This is a genomic window from Vibrio sp. 9-16B-A1 (assembly GCF_056726165.1).
In genome coordinates, this window is sequence record NZ_JBSDZD010000007.1 from 23,027 (window position 1) to 43,636 (window position 20,610).

Genomic DNA, 20,610 nt, shown 5'->3' on the forward strand with positions numbered 1-20,610 from the left:
CTGTATCAGCCGCTTGGGGTGGAGTACACCATACGTGTCTCACCGGTAAATGGTGAGTAGTTCAGGCGTGGAATGGCTTCGCCTGCTGTAAAACCCGAAGTGTAATAGTAGTAACAGTAGCCGTCCTGAGTGTACCAGGAGACGATTTCCTCGTCTGAAGGAAAGACGCTGGAACCGTGGTTGCGGGCTCTCAGGTCGGTGTCGAGCAATGAGCCCCACAATTTGGCACAGTCTTCACCTGTGATTGCGCTGCCGTCGTCTTTCGGCAGGTGGGCTACCGCTAAAGGAAAGCCGGTGTTCGATGGGTAAATATCGTTGTTACCGTAGCCGTTCAGAGGTTTGGTTGAGTCAGGCTCACCGGACGTCATCCATTTACTGTGGTACAGTTGCACCGCGTTGGTGAATGCTGCAAACGAGCCTTCAGCCCGGCTGATATGGGCATCACGCTGTAAGTTAAGGAATTTTGGAGCGGCGGTGACCGCCAGAATACCAAGTATAACGATCACCACGACCAGCTCGATCAGGGTGAAACCAGGAGAGCGATTTTTCATAATGCGTTTTCTGTAGCAAGCAATAAAAATACGAAAGCAGCCGCTTTCACGTGTTTATAATTTTTGCGCTATGATGCCAAAGATTTATCAAAATATAAATAAGTGTAACCAGATGTATCGAAAGATTGATTTACAGGCAGAGTGGCAGGACCACAGCCCGGAGTTCATTGAAGGGGCGGTCCTTGCGGCCAACCTGACCACAAAGCCACTGCAGCCGGAAAGCTGGCTGACCTCCATTGTTGAAGCGCCGTCAAAAGAACAGGTTGCTCAGGTTGAGCAGCAGATCCATGCTCAGTTCGCTATGCTCAAGCGAAGCGAGTACTCGCTGCTGGCACAGGCAGAAGGGAGTGATGAGATGCTGGCAGACCTGGCAGAGGGCTTTATGACCGTCTGGCCTGTGATTGAGGAGCAGTGGCAGGAGCTGAGCCTGTCTGATGGTACGGTGCGCATGCTGCAGGCGCTGCTGACTACCCTGATGCTGGCGATTGATGAAGAGCAGACTCAGGCACAGATGAAAGAAGCGGGCATTGAACCGGTCCCGGCGCTGGCGGAGCTGAAACCTCAGCTGGATCTGATGGTCAATGAAGTAGCACTGGCAGCCGATGAAGCGCTGGCTGGTGGTAAAGCACAGAGCGTGAACCCGTATAAGTCCGTTGGGCGAAACGATGCCTGCCCATGTGGCAGTGGCAAAAAGTTCAAGCAGTGTTGCGGTAAGAACTGATACAAAACAAGCGCCGGTTGGCGCTTGTTTTGTATTTGGGCGGGTATTTATGCTTTGGCTGGTTTGGCAAACTGAGAGGCGATAACCACCGCCAGCGCGGCCAGCATGCCGGCAAAAATAACGATCAGCCACTGTGGCATGGAAAGGCCCATAAACTGCCAGACGATCTTGCTGCAGTCACCGTAGGCGTTAAACATCCACGGAATCCATTTCTGCAGCGGAGCCCAGTCCGGGAACGAGACAAAAATATCACAGGTTTTAAACGGCGAAGGATTAAACTGGTAATCCACGTGCTCGATGGAGAGCATCAGTCCCCGGTAGGCGCTGTAGCCCCATCCTGCGAAGCCCAGCCAGCGAATAACCGGATTTTTTGGCTGCACCATGCCAAACAGCGCAGCGATACCCACTCCGCTCATTGCCACCCTTTCGTAGATACACATAACACACGGTGCCAGCATCATGACGTGCTGGAAGTAGAGGGCGCAGAGTTCAAAGGCAACGATACTGGCAAACAGAAGGAACCATGACCAGCGGGACTCAGAAAACTGTCTGATGGGAGTTAGCAGTGACAAACGATCATCCTTAAATAAAAAAGCTCTGAATACACAGAGCTTTTTATATTGATTTAGTTCCCGGTTCAACCGGTTTTTTAGTGACCTACAGCCGGTGCCACAGTACTGATGGCTTTCGCGCTGTGGTGAACAATCCAGCCCATATCGTAGAACCATGCTGTCATTGGCTCCAGCAGGTAGCTGATACCAAACAGGCCAACCAGGGTCAGAACGATGGTGTATGGCAGTGCCATCCACACCATACGACCGTATGACAGGCGGATAAGCGGAGCCAGGGTAGACGTCAGCAGGAACAGGAATGCAGCCTGACCGTTAGGTGTCGCAACCGATGGCAGGTTGGTACCTGTGTTGATAGCTACCGCCAGCAGGTCGAACTGGTCGCGGGTGATCACGCCATCCAGCAGAGCTGATTTCACTTCGTTGATGTAAACCGTACCTACGAATACGTTGTCCGATACCATCGACAGCAGGCCGTTGGCAATATAGAACATAACCATCTGCTGGCTGCCTTCCAGGCTCAGTACCAGGTCGATAACCGGTTTGAACAGCTGCTGGTCGATAATTACCGCTACGATAGAGAAGAAGACGGCAAGCAGGGCGGTGAATGGCAGGGCCTCTTCAAACGCTTTACCCAGCTGATGCTCTTCGATAACACCGGTGAACGCGGTTGCCAGGATGATTACTGACAGGCCGATAAGACCAACTGCTGCCAGGTGCAGTGCCAGGCCTACAATCAGCCATACAGCAATAATGCCCTGGATAACCAGACGAGCGACGTCCTGTTTGGTACGGCGCTTACGTTCAGCGAGATCGTACTCTTCAAGGATGTGACGAACGCTGGCTGGAAGCTCGGCGCCGTAACCACAGATTTTGGTTTTCTCTACCAGAATACAGGTCAGCAGGCCACAGAACAGTACCGGCAGGGTGACTGGCAGCATGCGAACGATAAACTCACCGAACAGCCAGTGCGCCTGGTCTGCGATGATCAGGTTCTGAGGCTCACCAACCATGGTCATCACGCCGCCCAGTGCAGTACCCACACCAGCGTGCATCAGCAGAGAGCGCAGGAAGGCACGGTAGTTGTTCAGGTCTTCACGGGTTACTTCACACAGGTGGTCATCACTGGTGTGGTCGTGAGAGGCGTTGGAGCCTTTGCCGGATGCTACTTTGTGGTAAATCGCGTAGAAGCCTACTGCAACGCTGATCACAACCGCGATAACGGTCAGGGCATCAAGGAATGCAGACAGGAACGCCGCCGCAGCACAGAAGCAGACCGACAGCATAGCTTTGGAGCGTACGCCCAGCAGTATCTTGGTGAAAATAAACAGCAGCAGCTGCTTCATGAAGTAGATACCGGCAACCATAAAGATCAGCAGCAGCAGAACTTCGATGTTAGCAACCAGCTCGTGTTTAACCTGACCAGGACTGGTCATGCCAATGGCAACGGCTTCAATGGCCAGCAGACCACCAGGCTGAAGCGGGTAGCACTTCAGTGCCATTGCAAGGGTGAAAATGAACTCAACAACCAGCAACCATCCGGCGACAAACGGGTCGACCAGGAAAAAGACGATTGGGTTGACGATAAGAAAAGCGATGATGGCTAATTTGTACCAGTCTGGCGCGTTGCCCAGAAAGTTCTTAATAAAAGCGTTCCCGAGTGACATCGGCATGATAAGACTCTTTTGTTGTAAAAATTGACACTACGAGTGTGTCTGTATCCCTGACAAGAGAAAATTGATGTTTTCTCTAAAACAATCATCCATCAAAAAGGAACATAGAAAAGCGACAAGGTGACGACACTACGATCGCCTTGCCATGTCCATCCCTGATATAGACAAGCACTCCTTATTCTCCGGGCGAAACTCTACTCCTACCCATTTTTTAGTCAATAGGCAATTGTTATCGGTATTGGAAGTTTTAGAATCAACCGTGAAATTTCGACCGGAATCGCTCAAGGATAACACAATTTGTTACCTTTGCTTACAAATTCATGCAAGTGATGTATTTCCCTGTGCGGCCAGATTTTAACGGGCTTCAGAGTGTGATGTTTTTAATTTAACTTACTGACTTATCATTAATACTTATTCAAAAGTGCAAACAAATATTTCAAAGTGTAATGTTGGTTACCTGTTATAAATGATAAGAAATGCGACATAATTCACGTTATTCATTTGAGGGGGTCAAACTTAACAAAAATGTAATTAAGTTTTAATTCGCAAACGCTGTCCGTTGTAACAGGTTTTCGCTTGGCGGCTTTAAGTGGTATGATGAGTGCAATTTTTTATTCCTAAACCACGCGGATTTAAGCATTCATGGTTATTAAGGCAAAAAGCCCAGCAGGTTTTGCTGAAAAATATATTATCGAGAGCATCTGGAAAGGACGTTTCCCTCCAGGCTCCATCCTGCCCGCAGAGCGCGAGCTGTCGGAGCTGATTGGCGTTACCCGTACTACCCTGAGGGAAGTACTGCAGCGTCTGGCGCGTGACGGATGGCTCACCATTCAGCATGGCAAACCAACCAAAGTTAACCAGTTTATGGAAACTTCCGGTCTGCATATTCTGGATACCCTGATGACGCTGGATGCGGATAACGCCACCAGCATCGTAGAAGATCTTCTGGCTGCGCGTACAAACATCAGCCCGATCTTTATGCGTTATGCATTTAAGGCCAACAAAGAAGCGTCACTGAAGACGATCACCAGTGTGATTGAGTCCTGTGAACAGCTGCTGGCTTCACCTGGCTGGGATGAGTTTGTTGAGGCTTCGCCGTACAAGGATAAGCTCAAACAAAGTGTTAAAGAAGATAACGAGAAGGACGAAACCCGTCGTCAGGCTCTGCTGGTGGCAAAAACGTTCAACTTCTACGACTACATGCTGTTCCAGCGTCTGGCTTTCCATTCCGGCAACCAGATCTATGGCCTGATCTTTAATGGTCTGAAGAAGCTGTACGATCGTGTAGGCAGCTACTACTTCTCTAACCCTCAGGCCCGTGAACTGGCGCTGGAGTTTTATCGTGAACTGAAAACAGTTTGCGAAGAAGGTAACCGCGACGCACTGCCTGCGCTTATCCGTCACTATGGCATTGAGAGTGGCCACATCTGGACCGAGATGAAGACCACCCTGCCTCAGGACTTTACTGAAGACGACGCATAATTTGCAGATATTCAGAATATGAATGAGCCCGCTGTTAAGCGGGCTTTTTTTGTACGCTCATGCCGGGATTGGGCAGGGGCTGGTAGAGCTCCTCACAGATCCCGCTGAGCACCAGATCGTACTGGCTGAACAGCTCGGTGGAAATGTCACTGGCCAGCCTGTAGAGCGATTCCGGTTCAAACATCCGGCTGGCATAATGAATATCACTCAGTCGCCGGTGAATGGACAACAGGGCAGGCCGACCAGACGGGTGCTCGTTCATCAGCGCCAGCTGACTGAGCCGTCGGATCAGAAGATCGCTGTTACGTTTTAGTTTTGCCGAATCTTCACTGGCTATCGCGATCCGGAACTGGGTCAGTGAATCCATTCCGTCCAGCGCCAGCTGCCAGGCTTTCTGGTAGCGCACCTGTGAGTTCAGCCTGCCTTCGATAACCCAGGCTATCACCAGCTCATCTATGAGGTACATGGCATGGCGAATCGCTTTACCGTGCGCCACCTGATTTTTCACCAGCCCCATGCTCTGCCATTCCCGGCACAGGTGTGAAAGGTGCCTTGAGTAGATACGGAAAAGCTGCCGGTTGTCGCTGTGGGCACGTTCGCGCAGCTGATCGCAGCTGTATAACAGTTCCTGTTGCAGCCGGCCCAGTTTTTTCTTTTCTGAGCGGGTTGGTACGCCATCGTTGTCACACCAGATTTGATGAGTCAGCGCCCGGTGCTCCCTGCACAGCTGAATCAAATGGCGCAGCAGATTCAGCTGGCCGTATTTGCGCTGGTTGTTTTCCTGTCTTAATGACGATGTGTGATAAAAAAGCCATAAGCCGCCACCTGCGGCCAGTAAACTGACGATGATAAACATAGTTTTCTCCTTCCTGCAGAAAAACCATGTGTGTTGTTGCATTATCGGTGCCAGCTTGGGTTTCCTTTAAAATCAATGGGATATAAAAGGCTGGTGGAAGCGGGTTGATGTTGGGTGGTGCAGGTGCACTGTGTTGGGGCGTTGGGGGGACGGCCTGGGGTCCCCGGTCCTCGGTCCTCGGTCCTCGGTTCTGGGTTCTCGGTCCTCGGTTCTGGGTTCGCGTTAGCAGTTATTTATCCCGGGGCATAAAAAAAACCAACCGCACATGCGGTTGGTTTAGTATCTTTCCAGTACCCAGTACCCAGTACCCAGTACCCAGTACCCAGTACCCAGTACCCAGTACCCAGGTCCTTACATCACACGCATGCCAGGCTGTGCGCCTTCGTGTGGTTCCAGGATCCACAGGTCGCTGCCGCCAGGGCCTGCTGCCAGGATCATGCCTTCAGACATGCCGAACTTCATCTTGCGTGGTTTCAGGTTTGCAACCATTACGGTGTGCTTACCAACCAGCTCTTCCGGCTTGTACGCTGACTTGATGCCAGAGAATACCTGACGGGTCTCACCACCGATATCCAGCTGGAACTTCAGCAGTTTGTTGGCCTTTGGTACTTCTTCGCAAGAGATGATCTTAGCGATACGCATATCGACTTTGGCAAAGTCGTCAAATTCGATCTCGTCAACGATAGGATCTTTGCTCAGCTCAGTTTCAGTCTGAGCTGCCTGGGCTTTATCAGCCGCGGCTTTCTCTGCTGCAGCATCTTCTTTAGACGCTTCAACCATCGCTTCGACCTTCTTAGGATCGATGCGGTTAAACAGTGCCTTGAACTTGGTGATCTCGTGGCCAGTCAGTGGGCTTGCGATGCCTTCCCAGGTCAGCTCTTCGTTCAGGAAGCCTTCGGTACGGGCTGCCAGCTCAGGCATTACTGGTTTCAGGTAAGTCATCAGAACGCGGAACAGGTTGATGCCCACAGAACAGATGTCCTGCAGCTCTTTGTCCTTGCCTTCTTCTTTCGCTACAACCCATGGGGCTTTCTCATCAACGTACTGGTTCGCTTTGTCTGCCAGAGCGGTGATTTCGCGGATAGCGCGGCCGAACTCACGGGTCTCAAACAGTTCTGCGATGCGGTCAGCGGCAGCGGTAAACTCGTTGTACAGCTCAGGCTCTGCAAATTCTGCAGACAGCTTGCCTTCAAAACGCTTGGTGATGAAGCCTGCGTTACGTGACGCCAGGTTAACAATCTTGTTCACTACGTCAGAGTTAACGCGCTGAGTGAAGTCTTCCAGGTTCAGGTCCAGGTCATCGATACGGCTGTTCAGCTTGGCAGCGTAGTAGTAACGCAGACACTCAGGATCCAGGTGATCCAGGTAAGTGCTTGCCTTGATGAAGGTACCTTTCGACTTGGACATCTTCGCACCGTTTACGGTCACGTAGCCGTGCACGTAAACGTTGTTTGGCTTGCGGAAACCAGAGCCTTCCAGCATTGCAGGCCAGAACAGGCTGTGGAAGTAAACGATGTCTTTACCGATGAAGTGGTACAGTTCGGTGCTGCTGTCTTTGTTCCAGTACTCGTCAAAGTCCAGGTCATCACGCTTGTCACACAGGTTTTTAAATGAACCCATGTAACCAATAGGCGCGTCCAGCCACACGTAGAAGAACTTGTCTTTCTCGCCCGGGATCTCAAAGCCGAAGTAAGGCGCATCACGGGAGATGTCCCACTGCTGCAGGCCTGACTCGAACCACTCCTGCATCTTGTTGGCTGTTTCTGCCTGCAGGGAGCCTGAACGGGTCCACTCTTTCAGCATGCTCTCAAACTGAGGCAGGTCGAAGAAGAAGTGCTCAGAATCTTTCATTACCGGCGTCGCACCGGAAACCGCAGATTTCGGATCAATCAGCTCAGTCGGGCTGTAGGTCTCACCACAGTTGTCACAGTTGTCACCGTACTGGTCCTGAGATTTACACTTAGGACAGGTGCCTTTTACAAAGCGGTCCGGCAGGAACATCTCTTTTTCAGGGTCAAACAGCTGAGAGATAGTGCGGCTTGAGATAAAGCCGTTCTTTTTCAGCTCCAGGTAAATGTGCGAAGCCAGCTCGCGGTTCTCATCAGAGTGGGTGCTGTGGTAGTTATCAAAGCTGATATCAAAACCGGCGAAATCTTTCTGATGCTCTTCGCTGACTGCGGCGATCATCTCTTCCGGCGTAATACCCATCTGTTGTGCTTTAAGCATGATTGGTGTGCCGTGAGCATCGTCGGCACAAATAAAGTTTACAGTGTTGCCACGCAGGCGCTGGTATCGAACCCAGATATCTGCCTGGATATGCTCAAGCATATGGCCCAGGTGGATAGAACCGTTAGCGTACGGAAGGGCGCAAGTTGCCAGAATTTTCCTTGGAGAAAGGTTTCTTGGATCAGTTGCCATACTTATAATTCGCTTTACTAGATAGGTATTAAAAACTTAGCCGTCAATACTACCCCAAGCAGCACCGGACTCCAAGGGAGCGCCGGGTAATTCCCCTTATATTTTTTAGGGTTCTGATCAACCGGTAGCAGTGATAGGATCGTTTTAATTGCCCGGAGGTAGTGATGCATCAATTTGAATCCAAACATGAATTGTGTCAGTGGCTGAACCAGTTCAGTCACCCGATGCTCGGTGAACGCTGGAGCGAAGCCAGTGGCGTAGTCCGGATCCTGGCGACAGGACAGGTAAATATCTGCCTGCCGTTTGTCGCACAGGGCCTGCCTGATACGCTTGGCCAGTGGCTCAACGCTCAGATTGCCGAAAAGAGAGTCCCGGAATTTGATTATCAGCTGGTTACTGAAGTGGCAGCGATGGAAACCGGGCAGGTAAAACCTGTGTCAGGCGTTAAAAACATTCTGGCGGTGACGTCGGCCAAAGGTGGGGTCGGAAAATCCACCACGGCCGTAAATCTGGCGCTGGCGCTGCATGCGCTTGGCGCGAAAGTGGGCATTCTTGATGCGGATATTTATGGCCCCTCCGTGCCGCTGATGCTGGGTACCCAGGGACAGACACCAGAGGTCACGGACAATAAGTGGATGCAGCCTGTTGAAGCGTATGGCCTTTACACCAACTCGATTGGTTATCTGGTCAGCAAAGATGAAGCGGCGATCTGGCGCGGCCCTATGGCTTCCAAAGCGCTTTCCCAGCTGCTCAATGAAACCCGCTGGCCGGATCTGGATTATCTGGTGGTGGATATGCCACCGGGTACCGGTGATATTCAGCTGACGCTGGCTCAGCAGATCCCGGTTTCGTCGGCACTGATCGTGACCACCCCACAGGATCTGGCGCTGGCCGATGCCCGCAAAGGCGCGGCGATGCTGGAGAAAGTGGATGTACCGGTCGCCGGACTTGTCGAGAACATGAGTTACCACATTTGCAGCCAGTGCGGTCATGAGGAGGCGATTTTTGGCGCTGGTGGGGCTGAGAAAATGGCTCAGGAATATGGTCTGGCGCTGCTGGCAAAAATGCCGCTGCACATCAGTGTACGCGAAGATATTGATGCAGGCCTGCCGACGGTAGCCGCCCGCCCGGAAAGTGAACACGCTTCTCTGTATCTGGAACTGGCATCGAAAGTGGCCAGTCGTACTTACCATAATGGTAAGGTCCGTCCGAAGTCGATTGACGTGACCGTGATTTAGCCAAACGTTTGCTTTGCGAGCAGTTTCGCTTTGGCCATAAAAACTGCTCAAGCTTTCTCCCGTTGAGCAGTTTTGAACCATACTTTACTGGTATAGCGACTCAGATATCCCTATAATCAGGCGGTTTATCTATTTCTTGCCACCCATCTAGTCTCAGGTGCAACTAACATGTCTAATAACAATCAATGCGTCATCGTAGGAATTGCTGGCGCTTCTGCTTCCGGAAAGAGCTTAATCGCGAGTACCATCTATAACGAGCTGCGCGCCAAAGTTGGCGACGATCATATCGGTGTGATCACCGAAGATTGTTACTACAACGATCAGAGCCATCTAAGCATGGACGAAAGGGTGAAAACCAACTACGACCACCCTAATGCACTGGATCACGACCTGCTGTGTGAGCACCTGCAACAGCTGATGCAGGGCGAAGCGGTAGAAGTACCTGAGTACAGCTACACCGAGCACACCCGTACCTCTGAGTCCACCACGATGACAGCTAAGAAAGTGATCATCCTGGAAGGTATCCTGCTGCTGACGGATCCGCGTCTGCGCGATCTGATGCACGCAACCATCTTTATGGATACTCCGCTGGATATCTGTCTGCTGCGCCGCGTTAAGCGTGACGTGGAAGAGCGTGGCCGTACTATGGATTCTGTACTGAAGCAGTATCAGGAAACGGTACGCCCAATGTTTATGCAGTTCATCGAGCCTTCGAAGCAGTACGCTGACATCATCGTACCGCGTGGTGGTAAGAACCGTATCGCGATTGACGTGCTGAAAGCACACATCGCCAAGCTTCTGAAAGCTTAACTCCGGGCTTTACCTCAAACCGGTTTTGAAAAGTGGCGCTATATGCGCCACTTTTGGTATAAGTTACTCTTACTTTTACTCTTCTTTCTGCCAAACCTGGTTTGGTATCAGCATGGAAAGGAACCCGCTATGAAAAAGCTACTCTGGATTGTAGCAACACCCATTATCCTTGTTCTCGTTGCCATTGCGGCGTTGGTGTTGTTTGTTAATCCCAACCAGTTTAAGCCACTGATCACCGAACAGGCCCGGCAGCAAACCGGACTGGAACTGGTGATTGACGGCGACCTCAGCTGGCAGTTCTTCCCGTCACTGGGCTTCAGTTTGGGTAAAACCGAGCTGAGAAACCCGGCCGGATTCACTAACCCGAACATGCTCAGCATCAGCCAGGTGGGTCTGGCAGTGGAGGTTTCTCCACTATTCAGCAAGCAGCTGGTGATTGGTGAAGTGCTGCTCGACGGCGCGCAGTTCTCAATGGAAACTCTCAAAGATGGCCGCAGTAACCTTCAGGCGCTGAGTGGGGCAAAATCACAGAGCCAGCAGGCAGAGCAGAAGCCGGCGGAACAGGAGTCACAGGCTCCCGCTGAAGCCGCTCCGTCTCAAAGTGCGGCCGAAGGCTGGACCATCTCCCTTGCAGGGATCCGGGTCACCAACGCTAAAGTAGACGTAGTCAACCATCAGGCGGGCAGCAGGCTCTCCCTGTTTGATATGAACTTCAGCCTGGATAAGTTTGCGCTGGACAGCTGGACTCACGCCAGCTTTGAAACCAAAGGTACCACGGGCCCACAAAGCTTCACCGCGACCGGTAATGTGGACCTGAAACTGGCGGGTGATTTGCAGAGCTATGAGATCCGCGACCTGGTGTTTGACGCCAGCTACCAGGATGCAGCTAACAAGATTGAGAAAGCCAAAGTGACCCTTGGCAGCCTGAACTTTGGTAAGCCAAACGCGCTGAGCTTCGAGCTGAGCGGACTGGCAGCCGGGCTGGATATTGAGGCCAAAGCGACCACAGAGCTGACCATCGATAAGGCGCTGACCAAAGCGCAGCTTGGTAAGCTGACCCTGGCTTCCGTCCTGAAAGGGGATGCACTGCCTCAGTCACCGATGAAAGTCGACATGGACTCTGAGCTGAGCTTTGACATGGTGAAGCAGCACCTGGCATTTGAACTGCGCAAACTGACCGCGAATAAGCTTCAGTTTGATGGCAAAGCGAATGTGACCCTGGCAGAGATCCCGAAAGTGCGTTTTAAACTGCACAGCCCGGAGATTGACCTCGATGAGTTTCTTGGCCTTGGTGGTAAAGGACCGGCGTCTGGTGACAGCGCTCCACAGGGCGGCGAGCAGCCTGCTCCGGGCAGTGACAGCAAACCTGTTGTCGCCGAGCCGGACCTGAGCGCGCTGAAAGGGCTGGATGTAAAAGGCACTATTGTCATCGATAAGTTCAAAGCGGCTAATGCCAAAGTGAATGCAGTAACCACTTCGTTTAGCGTAAATCGTGGTGTGGCGGTACTGAACTCCTTCTCAGCCAAACTGTACGACGGCAGTATTACTGCCAGCGGCAAACTGGATGCGCGCAAGAGCCCGGCCAGTTACAGCGTGAAGCAGAGCATCAAAGGGATTCAGGTTCACCCGCTGTTTGTGGATGTGGCTGAGTTTGACCTGGTCGAAGGTACCGGTAACCTCAGTGTGGATGTGAAAGGCAAGAGCCTGATCCCGGATGTGGCAAAACAGAATCTGGCCGGTGTGGTGAAGATCAATTTTGCCGATGGTGCGGTATACGGGATCAATATTCCGCAGCTGATCCGTACTAACTACGCGCGCTTCAAAGGTCAGCCGGTGGAAGAGCTGAATGAGACCAAGAAGACCGACTTCAGCGCACTGACGGCGACCCTGAAACTGAATAAAGGTGTCATGACCACGGATGATATGCACATGGAATCGCCACTGCTGCGTATCGCCGGTCAGGGCAGCGTGAACTATATTCAGCAGACCATGGACATGCTGATCCGCACTTCGATCGTCGGCAGCCTTGAAGGTCAGGGTGGTAAGAGCATTGATGATCTGCGTGACGTTACCATTCCAATTAATGTCAGCGGCAGCTGGACCGACCCTCAGTACAAGCTGGTGTTTGATGATGTGCTCAAACAGAAAGCCAAAAAAGAGGCTGAGCGGGGTCTGAAGAAACTGCTCGGTGATAAGGTTGACCAGGATGACACCAAAAAGATCGCCGATCAGCTGCTGAAAGGGCTGTTTAATTAACAGAGAGCGCTTCCGGAAAGGAGGCGCTTTTTTTATTGGTTGCGCGGGACGTGGTTCGTGGTTCGCGGGGCGGGCGCGTAAGGTGTACTGACATACCAATTTCAGACAGTTACTGACAGAATTGTATTCGTCCATTGGGTAAGCTGGTTATTATTTATCCTCCGGAGCTTATTATGAAAGGATTGATGTTATTCAGTGCGCTGATCAGTGCAGGGGCGACAGGCGGTGAGTTCTCGCCGTCGGCTGATACGGTCAGTGGCTGTCCGGCTGACTTTTTTACCCAAAAGGCGGTGGTGTTTGATGCCGTTACCCTGTGTGCGACCAGGGCGGTGCCAAAGGAGAAGCTTGCTCATGCAGCTGGTGTGACGGCGCAGTGGCTGGACAATGATATGGATGGCCAGGCCGATGAGCCCGCACTGTTAACTCATCTCAAACGAAACAAAGCCACCCTGGTCATGAGCGGGAGCGGTTTCAGCGAAAGTGCGTTTGACAGAATGGATATGGATGGGCTGATCGGTCAGGATCTGGCCGCAAATGAAACCAGTCCTGTGCATCGCCGTGATGCCTCACAGGAAGAGATTCATCATCTTATTGTTAATGCTGGCTGGCAGAGCCTGTATCCCGCAGTATTTTCTGACAAGCCCGGCAGCAAACTTTACGAGCAGTGGCAGCTGGCAGAAGCCAACGGCTATTACGCTTATGACGACCCGACCTGTGACAGCAGCTGTAAAGCGGTCGAGTTTTTCTATCTTTCCACCGCTGCTTATCTGGGCTCAGCTTCCGATCTGGTTAGTGATGAGATGCGGCTTAAAACGCGTCAGTCGCTGAAGAGCAGTCTGCCGGGAATGGTGGCCCTGATGGAGTCTTCACAATATCACTACCCACTGACGCGCTGGCCGGATGGGAAATATTTGCATGCTCAGTACATTTCACGGTGAGAAAAGAGTAGGATAGCGGCTTTTCCGGACAACCAGGTAACAGGCTATGACGTTTAAGGCTGCTATTTTTGACATGGATGGATTGCTGCTCGATACCGAGCGGGTGTGTATGCGAGTGTTCCGCGAGGCGTGTGAGGCGCTGGGCGAACCGTTTCTCGAGCAGGTTTATCTGCAGATCATTGGCCGTAACGCACAGGGCATTGAGGAAGTACTGCGAGAGGGCTACGGGCCTGCGCTGGATTACCCGCGCCTGAATCAGGAGTGGCGAAAGCGTTATGATGCAATAGTGAAGCATCAGCCGATCCCGAAAAAAGAAGGGGTGGTTGAGCTGCTGGAATGGCTGAAAAAGCAGGGCATTCCGGCCGCGGTAGCAACGTCTACCCGTAATGACGTGGCAAAAGTTAAACTGGAGCTGGCGGGTCTGGCGCATTACTTCGATGTGCTGACCACAGGTTGCGAAGTAAAGCAGGGCAAGCCGCACCCGGAAATCTACCTGCTGGCCGCTGAGCGCCTCGGGATTGCTCCTGAGCAGTGCCTTGCCTTTGAAGATTCGAACAACGGCGTACGCTCTGCCGTGGCGGCGTACGCTCTGCCGTGGCGGCGAACATGATGACGTATCAGATCCCGGATCTGGTTGAGCCGTGTGAAGAGATCCGGGCACTGGGGCATGAAGTTCAGCCGAGCCTGTCTCTGGTTCTGAGCGGGTTAAGAGAGCGCCGGGCGAATCAGTTATAAACCTTGCTTCTGCAACGGTTTTGCAGTTCCCGGGTCTTCATTGCATCTTCTGAGCGGGGAAGATAGCGTAAAACGCAGCGGTCGTACTGAGCCTGCTTTTCGTCCGGGATCAGCCGGTCTGATTCATACAGGCTGGCGCAGGCGCTTTTTATCGCATCGGTAGCGCTGGGATCCTGAGACTCAGACAAAAACTCCAGTACGCAGGTGTCGTAATCTTCGATCTGCTCCGGATCGGGCAGGGAATGAGCGTGGAGATTAGTGGAGGCTGCCAGAGCAATTCCGGCAAGCAGTAATGCTTTTTGCACGTGTTATTCCTGTTCTTATTAAGTTTTCGTTCACCAAACTAAACAAAAATCCTGACCAGCGGGAGAGGCTGGTCAGGATTTTTACCGTTATTTTACTTAGCTTGTTTTGTTATCTTACTTTGCCGCTGTCAGTGCGAGAGCCTGTTCGATTGCGGTATCCAGCTGATGGTCAATACCGGCTTCAACCTGTTCCGGAGTATTGAATACCTCAACGTCCGGGATCAGTTCCAGATTCTCGTAGTAGTTGCCATTTTTGTCTTTCAGCGGCAGGAACGGGAAGCGGAAGCTGACATCCGGATAAATCTTGCTGGTGATATCCATAACAGCAGTGCCTGTGCCTGGAACCGGTTCGCCAATTACCGGCCCGACACCAAGGTCACGGTAGTACTGACCAAATGCAGATCCTTCTGAGTAGGCTGAGGCATTGGTCAGCAGCAACGACGGCTTCAGCCAGCGGCGCCCGGCGGCGTCAGCCTGTGGCTGGCCGGCTTTCGGTACAACATTGGCCGCGGCCTGGGCTGTAAGAAAATCGATCAGTGTGTCAGCCAGGAAGCCTCCGCCGTTAAAACGCACATCAACAAGCAGTACTTTAGCGTTGCGGAAGCGGCCAAGTGCTTCTGATCGCAGATGGATAAAGGCATCGTTGCTCATTTCCGGCAGATAGACGTAGCCCACCTCTCCATTGGTTTTCTCACTCACATAATTGCGTCTGGCGATAGCCCAGCGTTTTTGCATCAGGGCGTCGTCTTCCTCGCTGTAACCCGGAGTGATTCGCACATAATGAGGCTCTCCCCCGCGTTCAAAGGTCAGTTCGGTTTCTTTCTCGGCCTGTTCTGTTAACGCCAGGTTCAGTTGCAGCAGCGAGCTGACATCCTGATCATTGATCTTCTGAAGCAGGTCGCCAGGCTGAATATCCAGCCCCTGAGCCGCGCCGCCAGGCAGAAGTTCAACCACGCTGAGCGAGGCGTCATCATTACCTTTCTGGTTTGCCGCAAACACAAGGCCCAGAGAAGCGCTCTGTTCATAACGCATCCCAAACTGGTCATAACCGTAAGCGCCGGTGTGAGAAACATTCAGTTCGCCCAGCAGTTCCCTGAGAAGGATTGCAAAGTCAGCATTGTTGTTGATTTGCGGCAGAGAGCGTGCGTAGCGCTGGGTCAGTGCCTGCCAGTCTGCGCCGTTCATTTTCGGGTCGTAAAAGTGCTGCGCAACCTGCTTTGTCAGCTGCTGGTACATGGCTTCCCGGCGCTGCTTATCAGCGTAGGTCACATCGAGGGCGACGCCATTTTGTTCGCTGTAGTCATCATTCAGGCTGAAGTGGTGCAGTTCACCTCCGGCAAGAACGGTAACCCTGGCGTGCTCTTGCTGAAATGAGATCAGCTCAGCGGGGGCTATGTTCCGGTACAGGCTCTGAGATTCCTGGTCGTGGATGTTGTACTGATAGATTTCGCTGCTCTGGTCGCCGGAAGGAGTGTTGTCTTCAGCGATGACGAAGAGCAGATCTCCGCTCAAATGGTAGTCCTGGATTAATCCGGAAACCGGCAGGCTGAAAGCCTGACGATATTCGCTGCCCTCTTCTTCGAACGGATAGGATTTTACACCTTCTTCAGGCAGCTCTGCGCCATCGTCAAAGTCACGTTGGGCCTCTGCGCTGGTAAAAACACCGACAATAGTGGTACTCCAGTCGCTGCCATCTGCGGTTTTAAGACCGAAACGGCTGGTTTCCCACATCAGGATCCGGTTGTCACTGCTCCATTTCGGGCTGCCTTTACTGAAACCGCTTTGTGAGACGACAGACTGGTTTCCCTTCAGGTCGCTGACCACGATTTCAGTATGGTAAGGGCCCGGGTTGGTGCGTATCGCTATCTGCTCAGAGTCGGGTGACCAGCTGTAGAGTACGCTGCCGGCGTCACTGAAGTTTTCTGCCGGGAGCAGAGGTTTGCCCAGTTTCTGGTTTACGCCGATAATTTCCAGCAGGCCGGCATCTTCACTCAGTTTCCAGTCTGGCTTGCCGCTGCCGAGCTCTTCAGTTTCGACAATGTGCAACGCCCGGCCGTCGACGACAAAGGTGAGGTATTTTCCGTCGGGAGACAGTGCAGGCAAAGAGACGTCGTGGTCAGGCACAAGCAGCAGCGGAGTTTCTTCAACAACCGGAGCTGCAGAGAGAGGTTCATCCTCAACAACTGAACGGGTCTGATACAGCCCCCACCTGTTGTCACGCAGTGCCGCGTAAACAACGGCAGTACCGTCATGGGTATAAATCGCATCTTTCTCTTCTGACGCGGTGTTGGTCAGATTTCGCGAGCTAAAGTCCCTGCCACCGAGCGCGTAGATATCGCCAAAACTGGTCAGCAGCGCTTCATCCTGATTTTTTATGGCTAACTGATCAGCCTGGCTGGTGGTGAAGCGCTGACTCTTCTCCGGCGCAAAATGGCGCAGTTTCATCACTACTTTGACCGGTTTTTCGTCTCCTGGTTTTAGGGTATAGAGTTCACCATCAAATGAGAAAGCCAGGGTGCCATTTTCAGCCACACTCAGGTCGCGTACCGGAAGATCGGTGAAATGAGTGAGCTGGTTCTCGCCCTGCTTGTCTCTGTACCAGACGTTAAAACTGCCGCTGCGTTCACTGAGATAGAAAAAACCATCCCCGAACCAGTGAGGATTTTGTGCCGCCACACGATTTTCTGTCAGTTGACGGTGTTCTCCGCTTTCAGGGTCAAAGAACCAGATATTCGGCACCGCAAAAGAGCGCTGGTGCTTGCGGTAGACCTGATCTTTGTGCGGACTGTTATACAGGAGACCCGTATCGCTCCAGCTCAGGTTGCGTACCGGGAGGGTAAATGCCACTTTTGCCTCACCACTTTCAAAATCAAAGCGGTAGAGCTGGTTACCAGGCTGACCATAACTGTATGGTGCGACACTGTAGAAGTCCTGTTCATGGGCGGTAACCCGGGTAGCAGAGAAATAGAGCTGGCTGCCATCTGCACTGAAACCTGCCGGAGTATCGGCACCTGCGTGTGCGGTAATGCGTCCGAGTTTGCCGTTTTCAAGAGAGAGGGTGAAGACATCGTCACTGCCGTAGATGTTGGCGGCAAAGGCCAGGGTCTGGTTGTCAGGTGACCAGATTAGCTTATGCGGGAAGAAGCTGCCGTCGGTAAGCGGCACAGCGTTGTTACCCTGGGGATCGCTCAGATAAATCCGTCCCTGGTAAGTAAACGCGAGCTGCTGCCCGTCCGGTGAGAGAGCGGCATTTCTCAGCCATAACGGCTCGGCGCAGGCCAGTGCGGGCACCAGCAGCAGTGAGAGCAGCGTTTTGCGCATAGTAACTCCTTGTATAGCAGTGACGTTGTATATATTTGTCTTATCTTGTTGTTTGGAAACTATTTCCAGCGATTATAGTGCCATATCCAGTGCTGTGGGTGAATGCGAATCGCGTTTTCCATTTCCCGGGTCAGTTGGGAGACCTGATGTTTGATGTCGATATCTGTGTTGAACCGCTGATAGCGCAGATTGTGCTCACGCCCCTCCTGCCAGCCAAACTGGAAATAAACCGGCGTATTGGTCATTTTGGCCAGATGCAGACCAAAAGCGGGGATTTGGGTCTGATGACCGAAAAAGCTCTCTGACTCACCAGGTGAGTTCATATCACAGTGAAACACCAGCCACTCACCACGCTGGATGGCTTTAATGGCTTCGACCATAAATCCCTGTTTACGGGTGATATAAGGACACCGGATATGGTCCAGCATAGCAGCTACCCACTGGCTCTCTTCATTCTGACCGTCTTTACCGGCACCAACAATGGTACGGGCATTGATACCCTGCTGATTAAGATACCAGGTTCCGGCATCTGCGATACCCAGGTGCAGGGTAAGTATGATGCCGCCATGGTGCTGATTCAGTGCTTCGGTCCCTTCTGCGTGGAAGTTCAGGCGTTCCGGGTGCAGGCCGCTCAGCAGGCCAAAAGCCTGGTTGTAACCAGACTTAAGACTCAGAGAGCGGTAGCCGGACTCGCACAGACCGGCTTTAGCCATACCTTTGTAAGCTACTTTGTTGCGGGTGTAATGGATGATACGCGCAGTTAACCTGGCCAGAGGAGAATGCAGAAAAAAAGGAATATTGCTCAGCCAGCGCACGCCTTTTTCAGGAGTCATGCTTCCGCCTTTACGAACTGGCCAAGCCAGGCGATAAAATCAGCCAGGGTTGCGTCCAGATCCAGGTCAAACAGGCTCAGATCTGCGTTGATACCCAGGTTGCTCAGGTGAGCTATAAGTCCGACAAAGTGCATCGAGTCCATTTCAGTAAAGACAGGGCTTTCAGCCTGAAGCTGGTAATTGTTCTCGCTCAGGTATTGGTTAACATGGTTGTGCAGCATGGGTTACCTCTGTTTGTTGTTCGATATAGTTTTGCAGTGCTTTAATGTCTGTTTTGCCGTTGGCGTTGAGCGGCAGACTGTCGATTCCCAGAATTTTTCCTGGCTGCATATAGTCCGGCAGGTGGTTTGCCAGGGCCTCTCTGACCTGGCTCAGCTGACGGACTTCGTCACTGAGTCCCGTAATACACAGTGCGATGCCAAGAGCATTTCCGCTTTCATCCAGTGGCCAGGGAACGGCGGCCGACTCCAGACCAATACTGCGGGTGACAGATTCCAGTTCTCCGGGCTCAATTCTGTGACCCTGAATTTTCACCTGATGATCCAGTCTGCCAAGGTGCATCAGCCCCGGTTCACTGTGCGCGACTTTGTCTCCGCTCCGGTACCATCGCTGGCCGTTTTGGTCACAGAATGCCTTGCTGTCTGCTTCCGGGTTTTGCCAGTAGTGTTTGATTACCTGGCTGCCTGCCAGCAGCAGTTCTTCATCCGCGCCGATACAGGCCTGCTGGGCGGAGAAAATCTTACCGATGGGTACATGCGGGCCTTTAAGGCCGGGGCGCCATTCAAACGCACTGATGGCGATGGTTGCTTCAGTCGGGCCATACAGGTTTACGACTCTTTGCCCGGTTGCGCGGGCCCAGCAGTTTGCGTGGTCAACACTCAGGGTCTGGCCACAAAAGAAGCTCAGCCTCAGTGACGGCAGAGATTCTTCGCTGATTTTGCCTGCCTGATCTGAAAGAGGGATCACGGCAGGTACTGCCAGCATAGTGGTTATCTGGTAGCGTCTCAGAAAGTCTGCCGGGCAGCTTTTTTGTATCGGCGGGATCACGTAAAGCGTTGCGCCCAGACTCCAGCTCAGAGCCCAGTCGTGTACTGATAGATCAAAAGTCAGGTCGGAATGCTGGCTGAAGCGGTCCGAGGCATTCAGGTCATACTGATGGCTCAGTTCGCTCACATAGGCGTCCAGGTTAGAGTGGGTTATCCCGATACCTTTTGGTGTGCCGGTCGTACCGGAAGTATGCATCAGATAAGCGTAGTCACCGCTGACGTGCTCCATTCGGAATGTATTAGCAGGTTCAGCGTCCAGCAGTGACTCCTGCCAGATAACGGTTAACTCCGGAACCGCGGCTTGCAGTGACTGAACGCTTTTACAGTCCAGCTTGCTGGCGACAAGGGTGGTGCATCCGGATGATCTCAGGATTTGAGCGCTGCGTTCAGTTGGCTGCCTGGGATTGAGGGGCATAAAAATGTTGCCGCTGAACAGGCAGGCCAGTAAAGCCCGGTAACTTGAAACGTGGCGATGGGCCATAACCGCTATAGGTTTCTGGTGAGTATTACCAAGACCGCTAAGCAGCTTTATGGCATCTTCCCCCAGCTCACGGTAGCTGTAGCTTTGGTTTCCGACCCAGAGGGCCGGGGTGTCCAGAGTGGCGAAGTTGCGCCAGATCTTTTGTGTTGTGACCGACATGTTCAGGAAATAGTTTAGCCAATAGTAATGAACACTGTACAAAATATCACTTTACGGGAATATCACGGTTTTGTATGAGAATGTCAGACATAAGTGACATAAATAAACCGTGCACTGACAAACACTATTATCCATAACACCTTGTGCAGGAAGAATTTTGAGAGCTACACTCTGTTGCATATGTCACGGAGAGGTCAGGGAAATGAGGATAATAAGCA

General features: G+C 52.3%; 16 protein-coding genes and 1 pseudogene. 7 read left to right on the top strand and 10 right to left on the bottom strand.

Annotated features, from left to right (window positions below; genetic code table 11):
- Positions 1-5: 5 nt before the first annotated feature.
- Positions 6-551, bottom strand: coding sequence for a type II secretion system protein (locus ACVB80_RS12630; RefSeq protein WP_481081644.1), 546 nt, complete (start codon positions 549-551; stop codon positions 6-8).
- A gap of 112 nt (positions 552-663) precedes the next feature.
- Between ACVB80_RS12630 and ACVB80_RS12635 the strand changes: the two genes are divergently transcribed.
- Positions 664-1,272, top strand: a complete 609-nt coding sequence (locus tag ACVB80_RS12635) for a YecA family protein (RefSeq protein ID WP_481081645.1) — start codon at positions 664-666, stop codon at positions 1,270-1,272.
- A 47-nt stretch (positions 1,273-1,319) separates the two neighbouring features.
- Here the strand turns inward: ACVB80_RS12635 and dsbB are convergent, their stop codons facing one another.
- Positions 1,320-1,844, bottom strand: coding sequence for a disulfide bond formation protein DsbB (gene dsbB, locus ACVB80_RS12640; RefSeq protein ID WP_481081646.1), 525 nt, complete (start codon positions 1,842-1,844; stop codon positions 1,320-1,322).
- 77 nt (positions 1,845-1,921) lie between these two features.
- Positions 1,922-3,514 carry a Na(+)/H(+) antiporter NhaB gene (gene nhaB, locus ACVB80_RS12645; RefSeq protein ID WP_481081647.1) on the bottom strand — a complete coding sequence of 531 codons (1,593 nt, stop codon included), beginning with the start codon at positions 3,512-3,514 and terminating at the stop codon, positions 1,922-1,924.
- A 642-nt stretch (positions 3,515-4,156) separates the two neighbouring features.
- On the opposite strand from nhaB, the gene fadR reads away from it, so the two are divergent.
- Complete coding sequence (gene fadR / locus ACVB80_RS12650; RefSeq protein WP_481081648.1) at positions 4,157-4,996, top strand: fatty acid metabolism transcriptional regulator FadR; 840 nt, start codon at positions 4,157-4,159, stop codon at positions 4,994-4,996.
- A 34-nt stretch (positions 4,997-5,030) separates the two neighbouring features.
- Here the strand turns inward: fadR and ACVB80_RS12655 are convergent, their stop codons facing one another.
- On the bottom strand, positions 5,031-5,852 hold the full coding sequence (locus ACVB80_RS12655) for a hypothetical protein (protein ID WP_481081649.1): 822 nt from the start codon (positions 5,850-5,852) through the stop codon (positions 5,031-5,033).
- A 351-nt stretch (positions 5,853-6,203) separates the two neighbouring features.
- Positions 6,204-8,270 (bottom strand): methionine--tRNA ligase, encoded by a 2,067-nt coding sequence (metG, locus tag ACVB80_RS12660; protein ID WP_481081650.1) that lies wholly within the window; start codon positions 8,268-8,270, stop codon positions 6,204-6,206.
- 164 nt (positions 8,271-8,434) lie between these two features.
- On the opposite strand from metG, the gene apbC reads away from it, so the two are divergent.
- The 5 genes and pseudogenes from apbC (at position 8,435) to ACVB80_RS12685 (ending at position 14,247) form a co-directional block, all read left to right on the top strand.
- Complete coding sequence (gene apbC / locus ACVB80_RS12665) at positions 8,435-9,508, top strand: iron-sulfur cluster carrier protein ApbC (protein WP_481081651.1); 1,074 nt, start codon at positions 8,435-8,437, stop codon at positions 9,506-9,508.
- Positions 9,509-9,676: 168 nt separating this feature from the next.
- Entirely contained in the window at positions 9,677-10,318 is a 642-nt protein-coding gene (udk, locus tag ACVB80_RS12670; protein WP_481081652.1) for a uridine kinase, read from the top strand.
- Between the two features lie 129 nt (positions 10,319-10,447).
- On the top strand, positions 10,448-12,574 hold the full coding sequence (locus ACVB80_RS12675; RefSeq protein WP_481081653.1) for an AsmA family protein: 2,127 nt from the start codon (positions 10,448-10,450) through the stop codon (positions 12,572-12,574).
- Between the two features lie 173 nt (positions 12,575-12,747).
- Positions 12,748-13,512 (top strand): hypothetical protein, encoded by a 765-nt coding sequence (locus ACVB80_RS12680; protein WP_481081654.1) that lies wholly within the window; start codon positions 12,748-12,750, stop codon positions 13,510-13,512.
- A 46-nt stretch (positions 13,513-13,558) separates the two neighbouring features.
- Positions 13,559-14,247, top strand: a pseudogene (locus ACVB80_RS12685) (HAD family hydrolase).
- Here the strand turns inward: ACVB80_RS12685 and ACVB80_RS12690 are convergent.
- The 5 genes from ACVB80_RS12690 to ACVB80_RS12710 all read right to left on the bottom strand — a co-directional run bounded on the left by ACVB80_RS12690 (position 14,238) and on the right by ACVB80_RS12710 (position 20,434).
- On the bottom strand, positions 14,238-14,552 hold the full coding sequence (locus ACVB80_RS12690; protein WP_481081655.1) for a hypothetical protein: 315 nt from the start codon (positions 14,550-14,552) through the stop codon (positions 14,238-14,240). The pseudogene ACVB80_RS12685 and the gene ACVB80_RS12690 sit on opposite strands and share 10 nt — an antisense overlap.
- 114 nt (positions 14,553-14,666) lie before the next feature.
- Positions 14,667-17,873 (bottom strand): S41 family peptidase, encoded by a 3,207-nt coding sequence (locus ACVB80_RS12695; protein ID WP_481081656.1) that lies wholly within the window; start codon positions 17,871-17,873, stop codon positions 14,667-14,669.
- Between the two features lie 59 nt (positions 17,874-17,932).
- Positions 17,933-18,706 carry an LpxL/LpxP family acyltransferase gene (locus tag ACVB80_RS12700; RefSeq protein ID WP_481081657.1) on the bottom strand — a complete coding sequence of 258 codons (774 nt, stop codon included), beginning with the start codon at positions 18,704-18,706 and terminating at the stop codon, positions 17,933-17,935.
- Positions 18,703-18,927 carry a hypothetical protein gene (locus ACVB80_RS12705; protein ID WP_481081658.1) on the bottom strand — a complete coding sequence of 75 codons (225 nt, stop codon included), beginning with the start codon at positions 18,925-18,927 and terminating at the stop codon, positions 18,703-18,705. Before ACVB80_RS12705 ends, ACVB80_RS12700 begins: the two co-directional genes overlap by 4 nt.
- Positions 18,908-20,434, bottom strand: coding sequence for an AMP-binding protein (locus ACVB80_RS12710; RefSeq protein ID WP_481081659.1), 1,527 nt, complete (start codon positions 20,432-20,434; stop codon positions 18,908-18,910). The genes ACVB80_RS12705 and ACVB80_RS12710 overlap by 20 nt, the downstream gene beginning before the upstream one ends.
- Positions 20,435-20,610 lie beyond the last annotated feature (176 nt).